Annotated in this window: 25 protein-coding genes and 4 tRNA genes; 14 read left to right on the top strand and 15 right to left on the bottom strand. The window is 61.5% G+C overall.

The genetic code is table 11. The features are described from left to right. The first annotated feature begins 33 nt into the window (after nucleotides 1-33). The 5 genes from BMW49_RS13940 to BMW49_RS13920 all read left to right on the top strand — a co-directional run bounded on the left by BMW49_RS13940 (nucleotide 34) and on the right by BMW49_RS13920 (nucleotide 2,117). Nucleotides 34-441 carry a hypothetical protein gene (locus tag BMW49_RS13940; protein ID WP_069517254.1) on the top strand — a complete coding sequence of 136 codons (408 nt, stop codon included), beginning with the start codon at nucleotides 34-36 and terminating at the stop codon, nucleotides 439-441. A 170-nt stretch (nucleotides 442-611) separates the two neighbouring features. Beyond that, the gene (locus BMW49_RS13935) at nucleotides 612-1,031 is read left to right on the top strand and encodes a hypothetical protein (RefSeq protein WP_069517256.1); all 420 of its coding nucleotides are present in this window, start codon (nucleotides 612-614) and stop codon (nucleotides 1,029-1,031) included. Nucleotides 1,032-1,120: 89 nt separating this feature from the next. Further along, entirely contained in the window at nucleotides 1,121-1,636 is a 516-nt protein-coding gene (locus tag BMW49_RS13930) for a DUF4142 domain-containing protein (protein ID WP_069517258.1), read from the top strand. Between the two features lie 44 nt (nucleotides 1,637-1,680). Then, nucleotides 1,681-1,905, top strand: a complete 225-nt coding sequence (locus BMW49_RS13925; protein ID WP_069517260.1) for a DUF3203 family protein — start codon at nucleotides 1,681-1,683, stop codon at nucleotides 1,903-1,905. After that, a complete protein-coding gene (locus BMW49_RS13920) occupies nucleotides 1,902-2,117 on the top strand; it encodes a PLD nuclease N-terminal domain-containing protein (RefSeq protein ID WP_069517262.1) in 216 nt (71 codons plus the stop codon). Before BMW49_RS13925 ends, BMW49_RS13920 begins: the two co-directional genes overlap by 4 nt. Here BMW49_RS13920 and BMW49_RS13915 read toward each other — a convergent pair. Genes BMW49_RS13915 through gorA form a run of 3 tightly spaced genes read right to left on the bottom strand, consistent with a single transcriptional unit; the run spans nucleotide 2,108 to nucleotide 4,488 of the window. After that, nucleotides 2,108-2,485, bottom strand: coding sequence for a VOC family protein (locus BMW49_RS13915; RefSeq protein WP_069517264.1), 378 nt, complete (start codon nucleotides 2,483-2,485; stop codon nucleotides 2,108-2,110). The two genes, BMW49_RS13920 and BMW49_RS13915, sit on opposite strands and share 10 nt — an antisense overlap. Nucleotides 2,486-2,497: 12 nt before the next feature. After that, a complete protein-coding gene (locus tag BMW49_RS13910) occupies nucleotides 2,498-3,121 on the bottom strand; it encodes a trimeric intracellular cation channel family protein (protein ID WP_069517266.1) in 624 nt (207 codons plus the stop codon). Nucleotides 3,122-3,123: 2 nt separating this feature from the next. Further along, complete coding sequence (gorA, locus tag BMW49_RS13905) at nucleotides 3,124-4,488, bottom strand: glutathione-disulfide reductase (protein ID WP_069517268.1); 1,365 nt, start codon at nucleotides 4,486-4,488, stop codon at nucleotides 3,124-3,126. Between the two features lie 107 nt (nucleotides 4,489-4,595). Here gorA and BMW49_RS13900 point away from each other — a divergent pair, with 107 nt between their 5' ends. After that, entirely contained in the window at nucleotides 4,596-5,018 is a 423-nt protein-coding gene (locus tag BMW49_RS13900; protein ID WP_069517270.1) for a VOC family protein, read from the top strand. A gap of 70 nt (nucleotides 5,019-5,088) precedes the next feature. On the opposite strand, the gene galU is transcribed toward BMW49_RS13900, so the two are convergent. The 10 genes from galU to BMW49_RS13850 all read right to left on the bottom strand — a co-directional run bounded on the left by galU (nucleotide 5,089) and on the right by BMW49_RS13850 (nucleotide 13,028). Continuing rightward, nucleotides 5,089-5,928 carry a UTP--glucose-1-phosphate uridylyltransferase GalU gene (galU, locus tag BMW49_RS13895; protein ID WP_069517272.1) on the bottom strand — a complete coding sequence of 280 codons (840 nt, stop codon included), beginning with the start codon at nucleotides 5,926-5,928 and terminating at the stop codon, nucleotides 5,089-5,091. Between the two features lie 42 nt (nucleotides 5,929-5,970). Next, on the bottom strand, nucleotides 5,971-7,332 hold the full coding sequence (locus BMW49_RS13890; protein WP_069517275.1) for a UDP-glucose dehydrogenase family protein: 1,362 nt from the start codon (nucleotides 7,330-7,332) through the stop codon (nucleotides 5,971-5,973). A gap of 200 nt (nucleotides 7,333-7,532) precedes the next feature. Further along, nucleotides 7,533-7,619 (bottom strand) — tRNA-Leu (locus tag BMW49_RS13885). Between the two features lie 114 nt (nucleotides 7,620-7,733). After that, nucleotides 7,734-7,807: transfer RNA gene (locus tag BMW49_RS13880), tRNA-Cys, on the bottom strand. 39 nt (nucleotides 7,808-7,846) lie between these two features. Continuing rightward, a tRNA-Gly gene (locus tag BMW49_RS13875) sits at nucleotides 7,847-7,922 on the bottom strand. A 66-nt stretch (nucleotides 7,923-7,988) separates the two neighbouring features. Beyond that, nucleotides 7,989-8,549: a CDP-diacylglycerol--glycerol-3-phosphate 3-phosphatidyltransferase gene (pgsA, locus tag BMW49_RS13870; protein ID WP_069517277.1), complete on the bottom strand. Its 561-nt coding sequence runs from the start codon at nucleotides 8,547-8,549 to the stop codon at nucleotides 7,989-7,991. Between the two features lie 32 nt (nucleotides 8,550-8,581). Then, the gene (gene uvrC / locus BMW49_RS13865; protein WP_069517447.1) at nucleotides 8,582-10,408 is read right to left on the bottom strand and encodes an excinuclease ABC subunit UvrC; all 1,827 of its coding nucleotides are present in this window, start codon (nucleotides 10,406-10,408) and stop codon (nucleotides 8,582-8,584) included. A gap of 1 nt (nucleotide 10,409) precedes the next feature. Further along, nucleotides 10,410-11,054, bottom strand: a complete 645-nt coding sequence (gene gacA / locus BMW49_RS13860; RefSeq protein ID WP_069517279.1) for a response regulator transcription factor GacA — start codon at nucleotides 11,052-11,054, stop codon at nucleotides 10,410-10,412. 277 nt (nucleotides 11,055-11,331) lie between these two features. After that, a complete protein-coding gene (gene umuC / locus BMW49_RS13855; RefSeq protein ID WP_069517281.1) occupies nucleotides 11,332-12,594 on the bottom strand; it encodes a translesion error-prone DNA polymerase V subunit UmuC in 1,263 nt (420 codons plus the stop codon). A gap of 2 nt (nucleotides 12,595-12,596) precedes the next feature. After that, entirely contained in the window at nucleotides 12,597-13,028 is a 432-nt protein-coding gene (locus BMW49_RS13850; RefSeq protein WP_069517283.1) for a S24 family peptidase, read from the bottom strand. Nucleotides 13,029-13,080: 52 nt separating this feature from the next. On the opposite strand from BMW49_RS13850, the gene BMW49_RS13845 reads away from it, so the two are divergent. Further along, entirely contained in the window at nucleotides 13,081-13,329 is a 249-nt protein-coding gene (locus tag BMW49_RS13845) for a DUF1654 domain-containing protein (protein WP_069517285.1), read from the top strand. Nucleotides 13,330-13,753: 424 nt separating this feature from the next. Here the strand turns inward: BMW49_RS13845 and BMW49_RS13840 are convergent. Next, nucleotides 13,754-13,843: transfer RNA gene (locus BMW49_RS13840), tRNA-Ser, on the bottom strand. 136 nt (nucleotides 13,844-13,979) lie between these two features. Here BMW49_RS13840 and BMW49_RS13835 point away from each other — a divergent pair. The 7 genes from BMW49_RS13835 to BMW49_RS13805 all read left to right on the top strand — a co-directional run bounded on the left by BMW49_RS13835 (nucleotide 13,980) and on the right by BMW49_RS13805 (nucleotide 18,266). After that, nucleotides 13,980-14,648 carry a Bax inhibitor-1/YccA family protein gene (locus BMW49_RS13835; RefSeq protein WP_069517287.1) on the top strand — a complete coding sequence of 223 codons (669 nt, stop codon included), beginning with the start codon at nucleotides 13,980-13,982 and terminating at the stop codon, nucleotides 14,646-14,648. Between the two features lie 110 nt (nucleotides 14,649-14,758). Further along, nucleotides 14,759-15,151, top strand: a complete 393-nt coding sequence (gene tusD, locus BMW49_RS13830; protein WP_069517289.1) for a sulfurtransferase complex subunit TusD — start codon at nucleotides 14,759-14,761, stop codon at nucleotides 15,149-15,151. 1 nt (nucleotide 15,152) lies between these two features. After that, the gene (gene tusC, locus BMW49_RS13825; protein ID WP_069517291.1) at nucleotides 15,153-15,512 is read left to right on the top strand and encodes a sulfurtransferase complex subunit TusC; all 360 of its coding nucleotides are present in this window, start codon (nucleotides 15,153-15,155) and stop codon (nucleotides 15,510-15,512) included. Further along, nucleotides 15,512-15,811, top strand: a complete 300-nt coding sequence (gene tusB, locus BMW49_RS13820) for a sulfurtransferase complex subunit TusB (protein ID WP_069517293.1) — start codon at nucleotides 15,512-15,514, stop codon at nucleotides 15,809-15,811. The genes tusC and tusB overlap by 1 nt, the downstream gene beginning before the upstream one ends. Continuing rightward, nucleotides 15,808-16,143: a TusE/DsrC/DsvC family sulfur relay protein gene (locus BMW49_RS13815; protein WP_069517295.1), complete on the top strand. Its 336-nt coding sequence runs from the start codon at nucleotides 15,808-15,810 to the stop codon at nucleotides 16,141-16,143. Before tusB ends, BMW49_RS13815 begins: the two co-directional genes overlap by 4 nt. Further along, nucleotides 16,140-17,123 (top strand): glycosyl transferase family protein, encoded by a 984-nt coding sequence (locus BMW49_RS13810; protein ID WP_069517297.1) that lies wholly within the window; start codon nucleotides 16,140-16,142, stop codon nucleotides 17,121-17,123. Before BMW49_RS13815 ends, BMW49_RS13810 begins: the two co-directional genes overlap by 4 nt. A gap of 144 nt (nucleotides 17,124-17,267) precedes the next feature. Beyond that, the gene (locus BMW49_RS13805) at nucleotides 17,268-18,266 is read left to right on the top strand and encodes a glutathione S-transferase family protein (RefSeq protein ID WP_069517299.1); all 999 of its coding nucleotides are present in this window, start codon (nucleotides 17,268-17,270) and stop codon (nucleotides 18,264-18,266) included. Nucleotides 18,267-18,280: 14 nt separating this feature from the next. Here the strand turns inward: BMW49_RS13805 and cysG are convergent, their stop codons facing one another. After that, nucleotides 18,281-19,681 carry a siroheme synthase CysG gene (gene cysG, locus BMW49_RS13800; protein ID WP_069517301.1) on the bottom strand — a complete coding sequence of 467 codons (1,401 nt, stop codon included), beginning with the start codon at nucleotides 19,679-19,681 and terminating at the stop codon, nucleotides 18,281-18,283. Nucleotides 19,682-19,766: the final 85 nt, after the last annotated feature.

Genomic DNA, 19,766 nt, shown 5'->3' with positions numbered 1-19,766 from the left:
GGAATTCCGGCATTTATTTTTAGGAGAAAGTAGATGAGCTATAACGAGCAAGCTATTGAAAATAAACACTACAGCGATCTTGCTCGGCGCCTGGAGCAATACATTGCTCCGGTCTTCCAACAAGCGGCGGAGCAGGCCTCACGCCAAGGCGTCGCCAGTCAGGTGCAGCAGGACACCACGGGGCTGCCTTATCACCTGGCGGTTCATGCCATCCATCCCGACAGCGGCAAGATGAACCACTATCGCCTCAGCGCCCATCCGCTGGAAAACCGCGTTACCTACGAAACCCATGACGCCCGTAGCGGTGAGACCTGGCAAGAAGTGGCACCCCTCGCCGCCCTCAATGAGAAGGTCGTGGACACCGGCCTGGAGGCGTTCTACCGCGAGCTGTTTGGCCTGCGCCTGGAGCTGTTCAGCCGGCGTCATCCGATCGGCTTTTAGCTGCAAGGAGCACAGACACCATTCGTCCGTCTGCCTGAACTCCCCAGGCGCGCAACGCCTCAAGACCTTTAAGGCGCGAACAAAAAACCGCTCAACCCGCTTGATATGCGCTGCACCTTGCACAAAAACGGCAAAGCCCCGACGCCTGCTAACAGGCCAGGAGGACCACCATGCATGCCTCATATTATTCATTTGCATTGCTCATGCTGGCTGGCGAAGCCCTCGCCGAGGCCTGTCAGGTCACGACCCGGCCACTCAGCGAGCAGATTGCCAACGTCGAACGCCAGAGTTGCTATGAACACCAGGGCATGCCCGCAGACTCCATTGCCTGGTCGTGCAGCAACGAGCAAGAGCAGATGCACGACGTCAAGAAAACCCGCGTGCCGGCTTGCCCCCAGGGCCATGTAGCGCGCTGCAGTGCCGCCCTCACCCAAGACTCCCTGGCCAACCACAATGCCGTCGGCGAAGACGAAGAACAGTCCCTGCGCATTCCCGATGATGCCCGCCTGGTCACTTACTACTACGCCCTCGATGAGGTCGAGCAGGTCCGCAAGGAATGCGAAACCTCGGGCGGTACCTGGACCCCGTAAGCCGGCCGCTAAGCCTGAGCATCCAGACGTCATGAGATCAGGTGCTGTCGGATTCCTCTCAACGTCACACCCTTCAAGGAGCTCCAGCCATGAAGACCCTACGTACCCTCATCACCGGTACCGCCTGCGCCGCGCTCTGCGCGCTCACGTTCACCGCCTGGGCAGCCGACAGCATTACCCCGCGCAACTTTATCGACGAGGCATCGGCCAAGGGCATCGCGGAAATTGAGACCGCCAAACTGGCCCTGGACAAGGCCACCTCGGCAGATATCAAAAGCTTCGCCCAGCAAATGATCGACGACCACACCGCCGCCAATCAGGCCCTGGCCAAACTGGCAGCCGATCAGGCGTTGGAGGTCGCCGATGACGCCGAACTGGTGAGCAAGGCCAAAGCCATGATTCTGCAACTGCGCGATGGCGAATCCTTCGACCGCGCCTACGCCAATAACCAGGTCGTGGCCCACGAGCAAACCATCGAGCTGTTTCGCGAGGCGGTGAGCTCGGAAGATGCCCAAGTCAGCGCTTTCGCCAAGGAGACCCTGCCCAAGCTGGAGCATCACCTGCAGATGGCCAAAGACCTGGTCGCCATTACCCACGCCAATTAAACCGCACTCGCTAGCGGCACTGCCGCTGGCATCAGGAGGTTCGCATGTCCGTTGCAATCGATCTGGAAAAAGGCACCTGCACCATCGCCGCCAATGGCACGCTCAATGAGGTGCCGATCCATCGCCTGAGCATTACCACCGATGAGAACCTGCGCGCCTCGGTGATCCGCTTCGACGCCTGGAACGCCATGCTCACCGAGGAGGAAGTCGAAACCCTGCTGGTCGCCGGGGCGAAGGACAACCGCGTCAACCTGGCTCACGACGAATGAGCGACGCCTCGGGCTACCTGCTAATCCTGCTCGCCATAGGCGTGACGGCGCTCAACCTCTGGGCGATCTATCACGTCTGGCGCAGCACGGTGGATGTGAATCGCAAGTTCGCCTGGTGGTTCGCCCTTGCGCTTTTGCCCGTTGTGGGGCTTATCGCCTGGCTGCTGGCCGGCCCACGCGCTGATCACAGCAGACCGGTTCATCAGAGGTAGCGACTGACCTCGATCAGGTTGCCATCCGGGTCGCGGAAATACACCGACTCGATAGGTCCAGTCGCGCCAGTACGCTGAATGGGCCCGTCCTCAATCGTCACGCCCTGGGCCTGCAAATGGGCCAGCACATCCACCAGCAGCCATTCGGTAATCAGGCACAGATCGATTGAGCCGGGTGTCGGCCATTTGGCCTTGGGCTCGAACTCATTGCCATGCTGGTGCAGGTTGAATTTCTGCTGGCCAAAAGCCAGAGCGCTGCGGCCATGGCCGAAGGTTTCATGGCGCATACCCAGCACGCGGCTGTAGAAGGCAACCGTGGTCGGGATGTCAGCGACAGTCAGTACCAGATGGTCCAGGCGTTCAATCACAGCAGTTCTCCCTCAATCACGATCAAGCAGATGAAAGCGCGGCAGCGATACATGCCAGCGAATCGCCGCCAGACGGATCAGCAGCACCACCAGCATCGCCAGCCCGGTGTCCAGCCAATGCGGCGTGTCCATTGCCCGCAACACAATAAACACCAGCGCACCCGCAATGCAGGCAGTGGCATAGATTTCCTTCTGGAAGATCAGCGGAATCTCGTTACAGATCACATCCCGCATGACTCCGCCCGCGACACCGGTCATCACTCCCATGATCACCGCCGTACTCAGCGGTACGGCATGCTGCAGGGCCACTTCAGTGCCAATCACGGTGAACACCGCCAGGCCGAAGGCGTCGGCGATCAGCAGACCCTTCTCGTGGATTGGCTGGGTCAGACGCACCCAGACCACCGTGCCGATGGCCGCCAGCGAGGCCACGACGATATAAACATCGTTGCGGATCCAGCTGACCGGGTGGTTATCGAGAATCAAGTCACGCAGCGTACCGCCGCCCAGGGCGGTGACGATGGCGATTACCAGCACGCCGAACAGGTCCATCGACTTGCGCCCGGCCATCAACGCGCCAGTAATGGCGAAGACCGCAACGCCGAACAGGTCGGCCAAATAAAACAGGTTCGCCATGTTCATGAGTCAACAGACACCGGCGTGCGCAGGGTGACGAATTCTTCCGCGGCAGTCGGATGTACGCCCATGGTTTCATCGAAGATGCGCTTGGTTGCGCCGGCCTTCAGCGCCACGGCCAGGCCCTGGATGATCTCGCCGGCGTCGGGGCCGACCATATGGCAACCCAGTACGCGGTCGGTGTCGGCATCGACCACCAGCTTCATCAGGGTGCGCTCGTCCGAATCGGTCATCGTCAGTTTCATCGGCCGGAAGCGGCTCTCGAAGATACTCAGCCGATGCCCAGCTTCGCGCGCCTGCTCTTCACTGAGGCCGACGGTACCGATGTTCGGCAGACTGAATACCGCAGTCGGGATCAAGTGGTAATCGACCGGACGGTATTCCTCCGGCTTGAACAGCCGGCGCGCCACGGCCATACCTTCGGCCAGGGCCACCGGCGTGAGCTGCACCCGGCCGATCACGTCACCAATGGCCAACACCGAAGCGGTGCTGGTCTGGTATTGCTCGTCGACCTTGATATAACCGCGTTCATCCAGCGCGACCCCGGCGTTTTCCAGGCCCAGGTTGTCGAGCATCGGCTTGCGCCCGGTGGCGTAGAAGATGCAATCAGCCGTCAGCGTGCGACCGTCTTCGAGGGTCGCCTGCAAGCTGCCATCGGGCTGCTTGTCGATGCGTTGAATGTCGGCATTGAACAGCAGGTCCATGCCGCGCTTGCTCAATTCGGCCTGCAGGTGCTTGCGCACCGCGCCATCGAAGCCGCGCAGGAACAGATCACCGCGGTACAACAGCGAGGTATCGGCGCCCAGGCCGTGGAAGATCGAGGCAAACTCGACGGCAATGTAACCGCCGCCGACCACCAACACGCGCTTGGGCAACTGCTTGAGGTAAAACGCCTCATTGGAGCTGATCGCGTGCTCCTTACCGGGCAGGTCGGGGATATGCGGCCAGCCACCGGTGGCGAGCAGAATGTGCTTCGCGCTGTAAACCTTGCCGTCGACCTCGACACGATGGCCGTCGAGCATCCGCCCATGGCCTTCGAGCAGGGTCACGCCGCTGCCCAGCAGCAGGTTGCGGTAGATACCATTGAGGCGATTGATTTCCCGGTCCTTGTTGGTGATCAGGGTCGTCCAATCGAACTGCGGCGCCTCGGCGCTCCAGCCAAAGCCACGGGCCTGCTCGAAGTCTTCAGCGTAGTGGGCGCCGTACACCAGCAGCTTTTTCGGCACGCAACCGACGTTGACGCAGGTGCCGCCCAAATAGCGGCTTTCCGCCACGGCCACGCGTGCGCCATAGCCGGCAGCAAAGCGCGCGGCACGTACACCACCGGAGCCGGCGCCAATCACAAACAGGTCAAAATCGTAGCTCATCGTTCACCTCCAAAGCAGGCGGCAAGCATACCCGAATCGCCGCGCCAGCTCTGCACCGGGGCGCGCCTGGTCCTACACTGAGCCCTGATGATTAAAGGAGAACAGCCATGCACCCGACCCTCACCCATCTGGCGATGCACGTGCCGGATCTGCCGGCCAGCATCGCCTTCTACCAAATATTCTGCGGCATGCAGGTCGTCCATGAGCGCGCCGGCAAAGGCTCACGCATCGTCTGGATGGCCGAGCCGGGCCAGGCCCAGCGCTTTATCTTTGTGCTGATGCCGGGCGGCCAGCGCCACGAACGCGCCGACGATGACTACAGCCACCTCGGCTTCGCCCTGGCCAGCCGCGAACAGGTCGACGCCATTGCCGCCCGCGCCGCGGCCAGCGGCTGCCTGCTCTGGGCGCCGCGCGAGGAACCCTTTCCGGTGGGTTATTACTGTGGCGTGCGCGACCCATCGGGACGGGCCGTGGAGTTCAGCTACGGCCAACCATTAGGACCAGGGGCCGAGGCATTACCTCAACCTTGAACCTGGGCGGCACGCCTAAGACGCAAAAGGCCACCCGTAGGTGGCCTCTCGTTCAGCGCAGCAACCGCTCTCAGTAAGCGCGGCCGGTCTTGTACAGGTTCTCGAAGCAGAAGTTGGTCGCGTCGATATAACCTTCGGCGCCGCCGCAGTCAAAGCGCTGGCCCTTGAACTTATAGGCCATTACGCAACCGTCCTGAGCCTGTTTCATCAGGGCGTCAGTGATCTGAATTTCACCGCCTTTGCCCGGCTCGGTCTTCTCGATCAGATCGAAAATGTCCGGCGTGAGGATGTAACGGCCAATGATCGCCAGATTCGACGGTGCATCTTCGGGCTTGGGCTTTTCGACCATGCTGTTCACCCGGTAAATATCGTCACGGATCATCTCGCCGGCGATCACACCGTACTTGTGGATTTCGTCCATGGGGACTTCCTGAACCGCGACGATCGAGCAGCGGAACTGGTTGTACAGCTTGACCATCTGGGTCAGTACGCCGTCACCTTCCAGGTTCAGGCACAAGTCATCAGCCAGCACCACGGCAAACGGCTCGTCACCGATCAGCGGACGGCCACAGAGAATGGCATGGCCCAGGCCCTTCATCTCCACCTGACGGGTGTAAGAGAAGCTGCACTCGTCGATCAGACGGCGGATACCGACCAGGTATTTTTCCTTGTCGGTGTCGCGGATCTGGTGCTCGAGTTCATAGCTGATGTCGAAGTGGTCTTCCAGCGAGCGCTTGCCGCGCCCAGTCACCATGGCGATCTGCGTCAGACCGGCCTCGAGCGCCTCCTCGACCCCATACTGGATCAGCGGCTTGTTTACGATCGGCAGCATTTCCTTGGGCATCGCCTTGGTGGCGGGCAGAAAGCGCGTACCGTAACCGGCGGCGGGGAACAGGCATTTCTTGATCATGGGACTCCTAGCGAGGCGAGTGGTAAATATCCATACAGTCTATCAGGCTGCACTTTGCTTACAATCGCCCGCTGCAGGCCGGCCAATGCCGCGATAGAGAAACCCGGCTTCGCTCAGTTGCTGGCTGTCATAGATATTGCGCCCATCGAACAGCACCGGCATGCGCATCAGGCCGCGTACGCGCAGGAAGTCCGGCTGGCGAAACTGCTTCCACTCTGTCACCAGCACCAGGGCATCGGCGCCCTCCACCGCCTGATAAGGCGACTCGCCCAGGCGTAATTGCCCAGCAGCCAGCGCTGTGGCGTAGCGCCCGGCTACGGCGGACGTGGCGACCGGATCGCAGGCCTGCACCCGTACGCCGGCGGCCAACAGCGCATCGATCAGCACCAGGCTTGGCGCCTCGCGGATATCGTCCGTACCGGGTTTGAACGCCAGCCCCCAGATCGCCACGACCCGTCCCTGCATATAGCCCGAAAAATGTTCACGCACTGCCTGAAACAGCAGGGTCTTCTGCAGCGCATTACGTGCCTCGACCGCGCGCAGAATGCTCGGCTCGACGCCCTCCTGCTCCGCTGTGCGAATCAATGCGCGCACATCCTTGGGAAAGCACGAGCCACCATAGCCGCAGCCGGCATAGATGAAATGCGTGCCAATGCGCGTATCGCTGCCGATGCCGCGGCGCACTTCCTCGATATCGACATCCAGGCGCGCGCACAGGCTAGCCATTTCATTGATAAAGGAAATCTTGGTGGCAAGAAACGCATTGGCCGCGTACTTGCTGAACTCCGCCGCTCGCACACCCATGCACAGCAAGCGTTCGTGGTTGCGCAAGAACGGCGCGTACAAACGGCGCAGACACTCCTGAGCGTCCTCGTCATCACAGCCGATGATTACCCGATCAGGACGCATGAAATCGGCAATCGCCACACCCTCCTTGAGAAACTCCGGGTTGCTGGCCAGCGCTACGCTGAACGTCTTGCCGCGCTGACGCAGCCCGGCATCGATGCAACGCGACACCCGCTCCGCCGTGCCCACCGGCACCGTGGACTTATCGACCACCACGCAGCGCTGTTGCAACTGCTGACCCAGCGCCTCAGCCACCGCCAGCACATGGCTAAGATCTGCCGAGCCATCTTCACCGCTGGGTGTACCCACGGCGATAAACACCACCTCAACACCACGCAGCGCTTCATTCCAGCCGCTGGTGAACTGCAAGTCGCCACTGGCCAGGTGCGCCCGCACCATAGGCTCCAGCCCCGGCTCATGAATCGGCACATCGCCACGGCGCAACCGCGCAACGCGCTGGGCGTCGCGCTCCAGGCAAATCACCTGGTTGCCCATCTCGGCAAAACAGGCTGCCGTCACCAGCCCCACATACCCTGCCCCGATTACACAGATGCGCATGGCCGTCCTCCTTAAGCGTCAGGACGATTGCACCTCGGGGCGATGGCAGGCATATGACAGCTACGCGACAGTCTCATGGCAGGGGCTGCGCTAAACACGCTGTCGTCGACTCTCGGCAGGAATTGCAGGCACAAAAAAACCGGCTGTAAAGGCCGGTTTAAGTGGACGTCAGGTTCACTGGGAACACTGAGTCATGCAAATGGTGCCCCGAGCCGGAATCGAACCGGCAAGACCTTGCGGTCGGCAGATTTTAAGTCTGCTGTGTTTACCAATTTCACCATCGGGGCGGATGATGGCCTACGGCAGGGGTTGGACTATATACAGCCCAGGTGCTGCTCGCAAGGCGTCTAGCCTGTTAACAAAAAGCCCCGTAAATCATCGATTTACGGGGCTTTTCTAATTGGAGGCTGAGGTCGGAATCGAACCGGCGTTCACGGATTTGCAATCCGGTGCATAACCACTCTGCTACTCAGCCTTGAAACTAAACGGGCCGTTTGCAACGGCCCGTTGAAATTGGAGCGGGAAACGAGACTCGAACTCGCGACCCCGACCTTGGCAAGGTCGTGCTCTACCAACTGAGCTATTCCCGCTTGTCGTGTTGACGGGCGCCATTCTATAGCTTCAGAACGCCCCGTCAAGCCCTTGATTCAAAAAAGTTATTTCTTCTCGGCCGTGATACTCAGGTGCGGCCAGGCGGCCAGCAGGTACTGCAACATCGACCATAGAGTGAGCACGGCAGCGATGATCAACAGGACGTAACCCAGCACGACCCAGATGGTGAACAGCGGCGGATTACCCAGCAGGATGACCAGCGCAACCATCTGTGCGGCGGTCTTCCACTTGGCCAGGTTGGAGACAGCAACATGCGCCCGCGCGCCCAGCTCGGCCATCCACTCGCGCAGCGCAGACACCACGATCTCCCGCCCGATGATGATGGCCGCCGGCAGGGTCAGCCAGAGGTTGGCGTGTTCGGCCACCAGAAGTACCAACGCGGTGGCGACCATCAGCTTGTCCGCGACCGGATCGAGAAAGGCGCCGAATGGCGTGCTTTGCTCCCACAGACGCGCCAGGTAGCCGTCAAGCCAGTCGGTGACAGCGGCAACAGCAAACACGGCACTGGCTGCCCAATAGCTCCAGCTGAACGGCATGTAGAACAGCAGGATAAAGATGGGGATCAGTACAACGCGGAGCACGGTAAGCAGGTTGGGGATATTCATCGGCACGATTAGCTGCGAGGTGAGTCGGCATTCTACTCGCTGTGCAGAGCCTCATAAATCGACTCGGCAAGCTTTTTACTGATACCCGGCGCTTTTGCGATCTCTTCGGTGCTCGCACGCGTCAGTTCCTGCAGCCCACCGAAGTGGTTGAGCAGTTCGCGGCGGCGCTTTGGACCGACGCCTGCAACCTCCTCCAGGGTCGAAGTGCGCCGCGTTTTACCGCGGCGCGCGCGGTGACCGGTGATGGCGAAACGGTGGGATTCGTCGCGAATCTGCTGAATCAGGTGCAGCGCCGGCGAATGGCCCGGCAAGGTAAATTCATTGCTGGCATCGTTCAGGTACAGGGTTTCCAGGCCCGGCTTGCGCGTAGTGCCCTTGGCCACACCAAGCAGCGTCAGGTCGGGTACGGCCAGCTCCTGCAGCACATCGCGGGCCATGGCCAACTGGCCCTTGCCGCCATCGACCAGGAGGATATCGGGCAGCTTGCCCTCGCCGTCCTTGATCTTGCTGAAGCGCCGGGTCAGGGCCTGGTGCATCGCGGCATAGTCATCGCCTGCGGTCACACCTTCGATGTTGTAGCGGCGGTAGTCGGACTTCAGCGGGCCTTCCGGGCCGAATACGACGCAGGAGGCAACCGTCGCCTCGCCACTGGAATGACTGATGTCGAAGCACTCCAGGCGCTGCGGAATCTCATCCATGCCCAGCGCTTCGGCCAACGCCTCGAAGCGCGCCGCCACGTGCTGACGGTTGGCCAGACGCGCGCCCAACGCCTGTTCGGCGTTGGTCACCGCCAGCTGCTGCCAGCGTGCGCGAGTGCCGCGTACGCGGTAGCTGATGCTCAACTCACGGCCGCGCTGCGCGTCGATGGCGGCAATCAGGGTCGGATAGTCCTCGTGCTGGGCGTTGACGATCAGCTCACTGGGCAAATCGCGCTCGGCGCTGCCCAGGTAATACTGCGCCAGGAACGCCAGCAGCACCTCGCTGCCTGCCTCTTCGATGCCCACCTGGGGGAAGAAATTCTTGCTGCCCAGCACCCGGCCACCGCGCACGCTGATCAAGTGCACGCAGGCGCCGCCGGGGTTGACCATGGCCGCGACTACATCGACGTCGCCCGTGCCGCCTTCCATGCTCTGCTGGTCCTGGACCCGACGCAGCAGTGCCATCTGGTCACGCAGCTCGGCAGCGCGTTCAAAGTCCAGGTTCATCGCAGCGCTTTGCATCGCGGCCGATAACTCGTCACTCAGGGCATTGCTACGGCCTTCGAGAAACATCACCGAATGGCGCACGTCCTCGGCATATACCTCAGGTGTGACCAGGCCCTCGACACAGGGCCCCTTGCAGCGTTTGATCTGGTACTGCAGACATGGCCGAGTACGGTTGCGGTAGTAACTGTCTTCGCACTGACGCACCTGAAAGGCCTTCTGCAGCAGTTGCAGGCTCTCGCGGATCGCACCGGCACTCGGATACGGGCCGAAGTAGCGGCCCTTGGCCTTCTTCGCCCCACGGTGAATGCTCAGACGCGGGAATGCCCCGTCGGAGAGAAACACATAGGGGTAGGATTTGTCGTCACGCAGCAGGATGTTGTACGGCGGGCGCCACTCTTTGATCAGCGTCTGCTCGAGCAGCAGCGCCTCGGTCTCGTTGGCGGTGATGGTGGTTTCGACCGAGGCGATCTTACCGACCAGCGCAGCAGTCTTGGGCGCCAGACCGAGCTTGCGAAAGTAGCTGGCCAAGCGCTTCTTGAGGTTTTTTGCCTTGCCGACGTACAGCAGCTTGCCGTCCGCATCGAACATGCGGTACACGCCTGGCCGACCGCTGCAGGTAGAAAGAAAGGCACTGGGGTCGAACGCAGGCAGCATCTCAGTGGGTGGCATCGACCATGCCATGGCGCACAGCCAGCAGCGCCAACTCGACGTCGCTGGTGATGGAGAGCTTTTCGAAGATGCGGTAGCGGTAGGTATTCACCGTCTTGGGCGACAGGCACAACTTGTCGGAAATGCTCTGGACCTTCTGGCAGCCGGCGATCATCAGGGCGATCTGGATTTCGCGCTCTGACAGCAGCTCGAATGGCGACTGCGAGGTTTGTGGCTGAAAGGATTTGAGGGCCAACTGCTGGGCAATCTGCGGGCTGATATAACGCTGGCCGGCAAACACCATGCGGATCGCCTGGACCATTTCTTCCAGGCCTGCGCCCTTGGTCATGTAACCGGCGGCTCCGGCCTGCAAGAGTCGCGTAGGGAAAGGGTCTTCCTCACAAGCGGTAACGGCCACGACCTTGAGATCGGGATGGCTGCGAATTAGCTTGCGCGTCGCCTCCAGCCCACCAATGCCCGGCATACGTACGTCCATCAGCACGACATCAGGCTTGAGTTCGCGGGTCTTTTTCAGCGACTCCTCGCCAGAACTCGCCTGCCCCACCACCTGTAGCCCATCGATATCGCCCAGCATACGGGTGATACCCGTGCGCACCAGATCATGGTCATCAACGACTAGAACCTTAATCAAACGACACCTCGTACTGCAGCAGCCGCTGCCAGAGCGGTCTTTTCGAATGCACTCACCATAGCAAAAAGCATCCGCAAGACCTAGTACGGACAAATGCCCATTCAGTGCCTGGATGCGCTTCGACAGATGCTCGGATAAAACACAAAAACCGCTCTAGGACGGTACTTCCGGCGAATTTTTTGTGCAGTGTACAGAACAAGGGTGGCCAGGAGAAACACTCGACCATCCGATCAGGATCGTCGACGACTGGTCGGATGACAGCGTTGGTCAGGCCCCTCTAGCCTCTAACACCGATCACCTCATCCCAGCGGGTGGTGTAGCACTGGCTTTTCATCTCCCGGCGCATGGCCCAGGCCGGGGCAACGGGCACTCGCCCAAGACGCACGGTACCGCGGCCCTCGCGCTTATTAATCGCATCAACGACGGCCATCAGCCGCTCACTGCCCGGCCTTGGCGCGGAGGCAAACAGATCCATTGTCATCTCACCGCGCCGGCTGAGGTCCGTTAGTAAGATTGAGCACTTGGAGTACGCAAACCCCGGTCGATAAATTGCCTCCAACGCGCGCAGTGCCGGAGCGAGTATGTCCCGCGTGTCATCGGTGGGGCTGTGCAGCGCCACGCTCAAGGCGTTGGCATAGCGCGGCAGATGGAGGTTGTGCGCTTGGGTGCGCAACCCTACCTGAATGGCGCCACACAGGGACGCCTGACTGCGCAGTTTCTCGGCAGCGCGAGTTACATAAGTCGCCAGCGCCTCGCGTATCGGCGCCAACTCGTACAGCCTGTGGCCAAACATCTTCGAGCTGCATATCGCCTGCTTGGGCGGTGGACCTTCGCTCATCTGCAGGCAACTCTCACCGCGTAGCTCGCGCGCTGTGCGCTCCAGGGTCACGCCGAAGGTTTTGCGCAGCGTAGCAATGTCGTACTGCGCCAAATCCCAGGCGGTGCTCATGCCCAATGCCTGCAACTGCGGCGCTAAACGCCGGCCAATACCCCACACCTCATTCAGCGGAGCAATGCGCAGCAGCTTCGCCTGACGAGCCGACGCTGTAAGGTCCACCACGCCACCCGTGGCCGGCCACTTCTTCGCGGCCCAGTTAGCCAATTTGGCCAGGGTCTTGGTAGTGCTGATGCCCACGCCCACCGGCATACCCACATCGCGCAGCAAACGCGTGCGTATCTGTACACCCAGGCCGGCTAAATCGACAATGCCGGTTAGATCTGCCCAGCACTCGTCGACGCTATACACCTCAATCGCCGGTACCAGCTCAGCGATGGTGCGCATTACCCGGTTGCTGATATCTGCATAGAGCGTGTAATTGCTCGAGCGCACTGCAACCCCGGCCGCTGCCAACTGATCGCGCACCTTGAAATACGGAGCCCCCATGGGTATGCCCAGCGCCTTGGCTTCACGGGTACGGGCAATGATGCAGCCATCGTTATTGCTCACCACGACCACGGGCATCTGCTTGAGCGCCGGCTGACAGATCCGCTCGCAGCTGCAGTAAAAGGCATTGCAATCAATCAATGCGAACACGGACATGTTCAAGGCCCCACATAGCTGACCACCCAACGCACAGCTCCCCATACATCAAGGATCGCTTCAGGCCCCAAGACAATATCCGGCGTAAAACGCTGAGCCGCACGCAGCACCAGGCAGCCCTCCTCGTTACGCATCATCAGGCGCACGCGGTAGCTGCCGTCCAGATCCACGACTACATACTGCTCATGAGTGCACAGCGCGCCACGGTCTACCACCAGGCGGTCGCCGGGGTACAGGCCAAAGCCCAGCAGCGTGTCGTCGTCTACACGCACCACCCAAATTTGCGGCGCACCCAGGCCCGTTAGTGCATCCAACGAAAGCCCGCCCTCCTTCTCGTCTTCGGCTGGCGACTGAAACCCGGTAATGCGCAGCTCGCGGGCTTCCGGCAACAGGTGCTCGAGCCGCTGGTTGCGACCAAGAATGGAGAGTGACATTTGCTGACCTCGGAATTACTGTATGCACATACAGTAATCGAGATAACAAACCATGGCAAAAGGCAAACCCGCTCCCGCTGCAGCACCCACTAGCTACGAGTTGCTCGGCGCCCGTATCCACCGCGCTATCAACGCGCCAGCTGCGCAAAAATCCCGATCAGCGGTGCTGTTACGGGTCGAAGGCGACACACCCGAAGACTGGGCGCGCATCCTCGATGAGATCGCCGAAAACGACAACGTCACCATCGCCCATCGCGACGACGGTGTGCAGCTGTTCTGGACGGTGCCCAAAGACGATTGACACAGGCGACAGCAGCACACCCGCTTAACACTCACAAGGACAAGCGGCTCCACCGCGATCAGCTAGAAGAACTTCCATGTCCCCGCTCTATATCATCTTCGTGGGTTACGTTGCGCTCCGATCCTGGCGGCAGCAGCCGACAACGTCGCCATCAAGCACGGCTGATCACCACCAGCCCACGGCGGATGATGACCAGCAAAATCAAATCGCTTGGAGTCCAGGCCTACTGTGCGGCGGCCGGAGTTCTTTTTTAATCGTTTCCACGCTCCGCGTGGGCATGCAGCCCGAGACACGCCGCGTCTCGGTACGGCCGACGCAGAGCGTCCCAAGGGGGCCACACAGGGCGTATCAAGCGCCAGCCTGTGTAGTAGCAGCCGTAAACAGAAAACCCCTGAACCTTTCGGTATCAGGGGTCTGTCAAAAATGGCGGAAGCGGTGAGATTCGAACTCACGGAAGAGTTTCCCCTTCGACGGTTTTCAAGACCGTTGCATTCAACCGCTCTGCCACGCTTCCGGCGTGTTGCGGGCGGCAATCTTACCGGAACGCAACACACTGTCAAACTCTCTGGCTTGGCAGCGTATCGAGCTCTGTTATGATCAAGCCCGACTCAGGTCACGGAACCTACCCCGTCTTCTACAGGAGTGTCGCCATGCACGAACAAGATTACGCACTCGGCCATGCGCAGGTTGAGCAGCAAGCAGTCAGCCGCGTATTGCGCAACACTTACGGCCTTTTGGCCATCACCCTGGCCTTCAGCGGCCTGGTGGCGTTCCTCGCCCAGCGCGCCAACGTCGCCTACCCGAACATCTTCGTGGTACTGATCGGCTTCTACGGGCTGTTCTTCCTCACCGCCAAGCTGCGTGACTCGGCCTGGGGCCTGGTTTCGACCCTCGCCCTCACCGGCTTCATGGGCTACACCCTGGGTCCGATTCTCAATCGCTACCTGGGCATGGCCAACGGCGCGGAAGTCGTCAGCTCGGCCTTTACCATGACCGCTCTGGTGTTCTTCGGCCTCTCGGCCTACGTGCTCACCACGCGCAAGGACATGAGCTTCCTCAGCGGCTTCATCACCGCCGGGTTCTTCGTCCTGCTGGGCGCCATCGTGGCGAGCTTCTTCTTCCAGATCAGCGGGCTGCAACTGGCGATCAGCGCAGGCTTCGTGCTGTTCTCCTCGGCCTGCATTCTGTTCCAGACCAGCGCGATCATCCACGGCGGTGAGCGCAACTACATCATGGCGACCATCAGCCTGTATGTGTCCATCTACAACCTCTTCGTCAGCCTGCTGCAGCTGTTTGGCATCATGGGCGGCGACGACTGAGTACTGCAGCATGTGAGAGAGCCCGCTTCGGCGGGCTTTTTCATATCTGCCGCAAGCATCTTCAGCGCTCAGGCTTTATCATTCGCGCAGACTGTATTGCCGGATCATCCATGAAATTCGCCATTGCGCTGTTCGCCGCGCCCCATCAGCCCGCTGCGCGTCGGGCCTTGCGTTTTGCCCAGGCCGCGCTGGCCGACGGCCATGAAATCGTGCGGCTGTTCTTTTATCAGGACGGCGTCCACAGCGCCTCTTCCAGCGTGGTCAGCAGCCAGGACGAGCTTGATCTAACCGCCGAATGGCGCACCTTTGTAAAGGCCCATAACCTCGATGGTGTGGTGTGCATTGCCGCTGCGCTGCGCCGTGGTGTGCTCGACACTGATGAAGCCACCCGCTACGGCCGCACCGCGGCCAGTATCGAGGCGCCCTGGGTGTTGTCCGGGCTGGGACAACTGCACGAGGCCGTACAGGAAGCGGATCGTCTGATCTGCTTTGGAGGGCCTTGAGATGAGCAAGTCGCTATTGATCATCAGCCGCCAGGCGCCCTGGAGCGGCCCTGGCGCCCGTGAGACGCTGGATATCGTGCTGGCGGGCGGCGCCTATGACCTGCCGATCGGCTTGCTGTTTCTCGATGATGGCGTGTTCCAACTGTTTGCCGAGCAGGCACCTAAGGCCCTGCAACAGAAAGACCTCACCGCCAACCTGCAGGCCTTGCCGCTGTTCGGCATCGAAGCGCTGTACTGCTGCGCCCACAGCCTGGGCGAGCGCGGACTCGGCCAGACACCCCTAGCGCTGCCTGCCGAACTGCTCGACACGAGCGCACTGCAGGCGCTGCTGGCCCGCTACGATCAGGTGATAACCCTCTGATGACGACCCTGCACCTACTCTCTCATTCACCCTACGGGAATGACCGCCTCACTAGCTGTCTGCGCCTGTTCGGCGCAGAGGATGGCTTATTGCTCAGCGGCGATGCGGTCTATGCCTTGCAACCGGCCAGCGCCGCGCGCAAGGCGCTGGCTTCGCTGCCGAGCGGCGCGGGGCTGTATGCCCTCGCCGAGGATCTGCAGGCGCGCAATATCCAGGCGGACGATGCGGTCACGGCGGTCGATTACTCGACATTTGTGGCCCTGACCCTGCGCTATGACAAGGTCAACAGCTGGCTATGACGACGCTATCTCTCGAAGGGCAGACCGTTGCCCTGGACAAGGACGGTTATCTGGTCGACCTGAGCGACTGGTCCGAGCCGGTCGCCGAAGCCCTGGCCCGCGAATCAGGTTTGTCGTTAACGGCAGCACATTGGGAAATCCTGCACGCCCTACGGGCGTTTTATGCCGAATTTCAGTTGTCCCCGGCCAACCGCCCGCTGATCAAATACATCGCCTTGCAACTGGGCCCGGAAAAGGGCAACAGCCTGCACCTGAACCAACTGTTCAACGGCACCCCTGCCAAACTGGCGGCCAAGCTTGCTGGCCTGCCCAAACCGACGAATTGCCTATGATCCTCGAGACGCCCGCCGAACACCCCTTCGCCACGTTCGTGCGCATCCTCGGTAAGGGCAAGCGTGGCGCGCGCAACCTGACCCGCGAGGAAGCCCGCGAAGCCATGGGCATGCTGCTCGATGGGCAGACAGAAGACACCCAGCTGGGTGCCTTTCTCATGCTGCTGCGGCACAAGGAAGAAAGCGCCGAAGAAATGGCCGGCTTTACCGAAGCCGTGCGCGCACGCCTGCAGGTGCCCAGCCTCCCGGTCGACCTGGACTGGCCCACCTACGCCGGCAAAAAGCGCCACCTGCCCTGGTTTCTACTGGCGGCCAAGGCCCTGGCAGGCAGCGGCCTACGTATCCTGATGCACGGTGGCGGCGCCCATACGGCTGGCCGCCTGTACAGCGAGCAGTTGCTGGGGACGCTGAATATCACCCTGTGTCGGGATTGGTCGCAAGTCGGCGACGCACTGGATAACAGCGGCCTGGCCTTTATTCCCCTGGGCGACTGGATGCCCCAGCTGCAGCGCATGATCGATTTGCGCAACACCCTGGGCCTGCGCTCACCGATCCACTCGCTGGCACGTATTCTCAACCCACTGGGGGCCACCTGTGGGTTGCAGAGTATTTTCCACCCGGGCTATCAGGCCGTGCACCGCGAAGCCAGCCAGTTGCTTGGCGACACGGCCATCGTAATCAAGGGCGAAGGCGGCGAGATCGAAGTCAACCCGGACGCCAACAGCCAGCTGTATGGCACCGGCAATGGCGAAAACTGGGATGAGAGCTGGCCTGCGCTGAGCCCAATGCGCCACGTCAAACCCGAGCGCCTGGATCCGAGCCATTTGCTCGCAGTGTGGAACGGCGAAGCCGCAGATGCCTATGGCGAACTGGCGGTAATCAGCACCATGGCCCTGGCGCTGCGCGGGCTGGGAGCCAGCCGTGAGGCTGCATTCGAGGACGCGAAGCGGCGCTGGGCAGCCCGACACAGATCGGCCTGACCGATCAAACCGGGCGTTTTTTTGCACCTTTCAATTAGGGTCTGTTGCCGTTTCGTTCGCGGCAACGCGGCTTGCGACGAAACGGCAACAGACCCTAGCCCAGGTCGTTAGACTGACACCCTCACTTACGACGGAGCCAGTCTTATGGGCCTGCTGATAGACGGAACCTGGCGCGACCAGTGGTACGACACCGGAGACACCGGACGCTTCCAGCGTGAAGACGCACAACGCCGCCACTGGATCACCCCGGACGGTGCGCCCGGCCCCAGCGGCGACGGTGGCTTTACCGCCGAACCCGGGCGCTACCACCTGTATGTGTCACTCGCCTGCCCCTGGGCCCATCGCACCCTGATACTGCGCAACCTCAAAGGCCTGCAGCCGCTGATTGGCGTCTCAACAGTCAGTTGGCTGATGCGCGAGAACGGCTGGACCTTCGATACGGCCCACGGCTCCAGCGGCGATGCCCTCGGCGACCTGACCTACCTGCATCAACGCTACAGCGCCGACGATCCGCAATACACCGGCCGTGTGACGGTCCCGCTGCTGTGGGACACCCAGCGCCAGCGTATCGTCAGCAATGAGTCAGCGGAAATCATCCGCATGTTCAACAGCGCCTTCGATGAACTGACGGGCAACCGCCTCGACCTTTACCCCGAACACCTGCGCGAGCAGATCGATGCCCTTAACGGCCGCATCTACCCGGCGGTGAACAATGGGGTGTATCGCGCCGGCTTTGCCACGCGCCAGGATGCGTATGAGGAAGCCTTCGACGAGCTGTTCGATGCACTGGACAGCCTGGAAGCGCGCTTGGACAGCCGGCGCTACCTGGCTGGCGAATACCTAACCGAGGCCGACATTCGTCTGTTCACCACCCTGGTGCGCTTCGACGCGGTCTACCACGGCCATTTCAAGTGCAACCTGCGCCGCCTGGAAGACTACCCCAACCTGGCCAACTGGCTGCGCGAGCAGTACCAGTGGCCGGGCATTGCCGAGACCGTGGACTTCACCCACATCAAAAGCCACTACTACGCCAGTCACGCCACCATTAACCCGACCGGGGTGATCCCCAAAGGCCCGTCGCTGGCGCTTGACCGCCCCCATGACCGCGCACGCCTGCCGGGCAAAGGTATCTACCAGCAATAAGCAACTGGCCCGGCTCAGGCTCGGTTGCTTTGAACTGCGTCCTCGAACCAGGCCAGCTTTTCGCGTAACTGCACCACCTCGCCGACAATCACCAGGGTCGGCGCACGCACGTCATGCTGCGCCACCAGTTCGGCCAGGTTGGCCAAGGTGCCGGTGAATACGCGCTGGTTCTGGGTGGTGCCTTGCTGAATCAGCGCCGCTGGCGTGTCTGCGCTGCGTCCATGGGCGATCAGTTGCGCGCAGATCATCGGCAAGCCGACCAAGCCCATATAAAACACCAGCGTTTGGCTGGGAGCCGTCAGCTCGCCCCAGGCCAAATCGCAACTGCCATCCTTGAGATGGCCGGTGACGAAGCGCACCGATTGCGCATGGTCGCGATGGGTCAGGGGAATCCCGGCATAGGCCGCGCAGCCACTGGCGGCAGTAATGCCCGGCACCACCTGGAACGGAATGCCATGGGCGGCCAGTTCTTCGATTTCCTCCCCACCACGGCCGAAGATAAACGGGTCACCGCCCTTGAGGCGTAGCACGCGCTTGCCTTCCAGGGCCAGGGTAACCAGACGCTGGTTGATCTGCTCCTGGGGCAGCGCATGGTCAGCGCGCTGCTTGCCGACATAGATGCGTTCGGCGTCGCGGCGGCACAAATCGATGATCGCCGGCGCCACCAGACGGTCGTAAAGCACCACATCGGCCTGCTGCATCAGACGCAGGGCGCGGAAGGTCAGCAAATCGGGATCACCCGGCCCGGCACCGACCAGGTACACCTCACCCAGGGTGCGTGGGGCGATGCCCTCGATTTTCTCTTTAAGCAGGCGCTCGCCCTCGCCCGGTTTGCCGGCGAATACGCTTTCGGCAATCGGCCCCTGGAACACGTCTTCCCAGAACACCCGGCGCTGCTGCACATCGGGGAACAGCGCCTTGACCTGGGCGCGGAAGCGCTTGGCCAGGCCGGCCAATTGGCCGTAGGTAGCAGGAATCCAGGTCTCGATCTTGGCGCGAATCAGGCGCGCCAGCACGGGCGCATCACCGCCACTGGTGACGGCGACGATCAGCGGCGAGCGATCGACAATGGCCGGGAAGATCACGCTGCACAGCGCTGGCGCATCGACGACATTGACCGGCATACCCAGGTGCTGCGCCTGGGCGGAGATTCGCGCGTTGAGCGGCTCGTCATCGGTGGCGGCGATGATCAGGCACACACCCAAGATGTCGTCGTCCAGGTAATCGCGCAGGCGCACTTCCCCGCCGCTGTCGGCAACCAGCGCCTGCAGCTCTTCGCGCACCTCGGGGGCCACGACGCGCAGCCTGGCCCCCGCCTCGGCGATCAGGCGCGACTTGCGCAACGCTACCTCACCGCCGCCGACCACCAACACCACGCGGTCACGCAGCTTGTGAAACAGGGGAAGAAAATCCATGACAAGGGCTCGCAGACTGGCACTAAACAAAATCGCCCGGCGTGCAGTAGACCTGCAGCCGGGCGGCTACATCGGGCGACACCGG

It is taken from the genome of Pseudomonas cuatrocienegasensis, assembly GCF_900110925.1.
GTDB classification, from domain to species: domain Bacteria; phylum Pseudomonadota; class Gammaproteobacteria; order Pseudomonadales; family Pseudomonadaceae; genus Aquipseudomonas; species Aquipseudomonas cuatrocienegasensis.
Note: the sequence above shows the minus strand (reverse complement) of the source record. Positions and strands in the feature narration are given on the sequence as shown.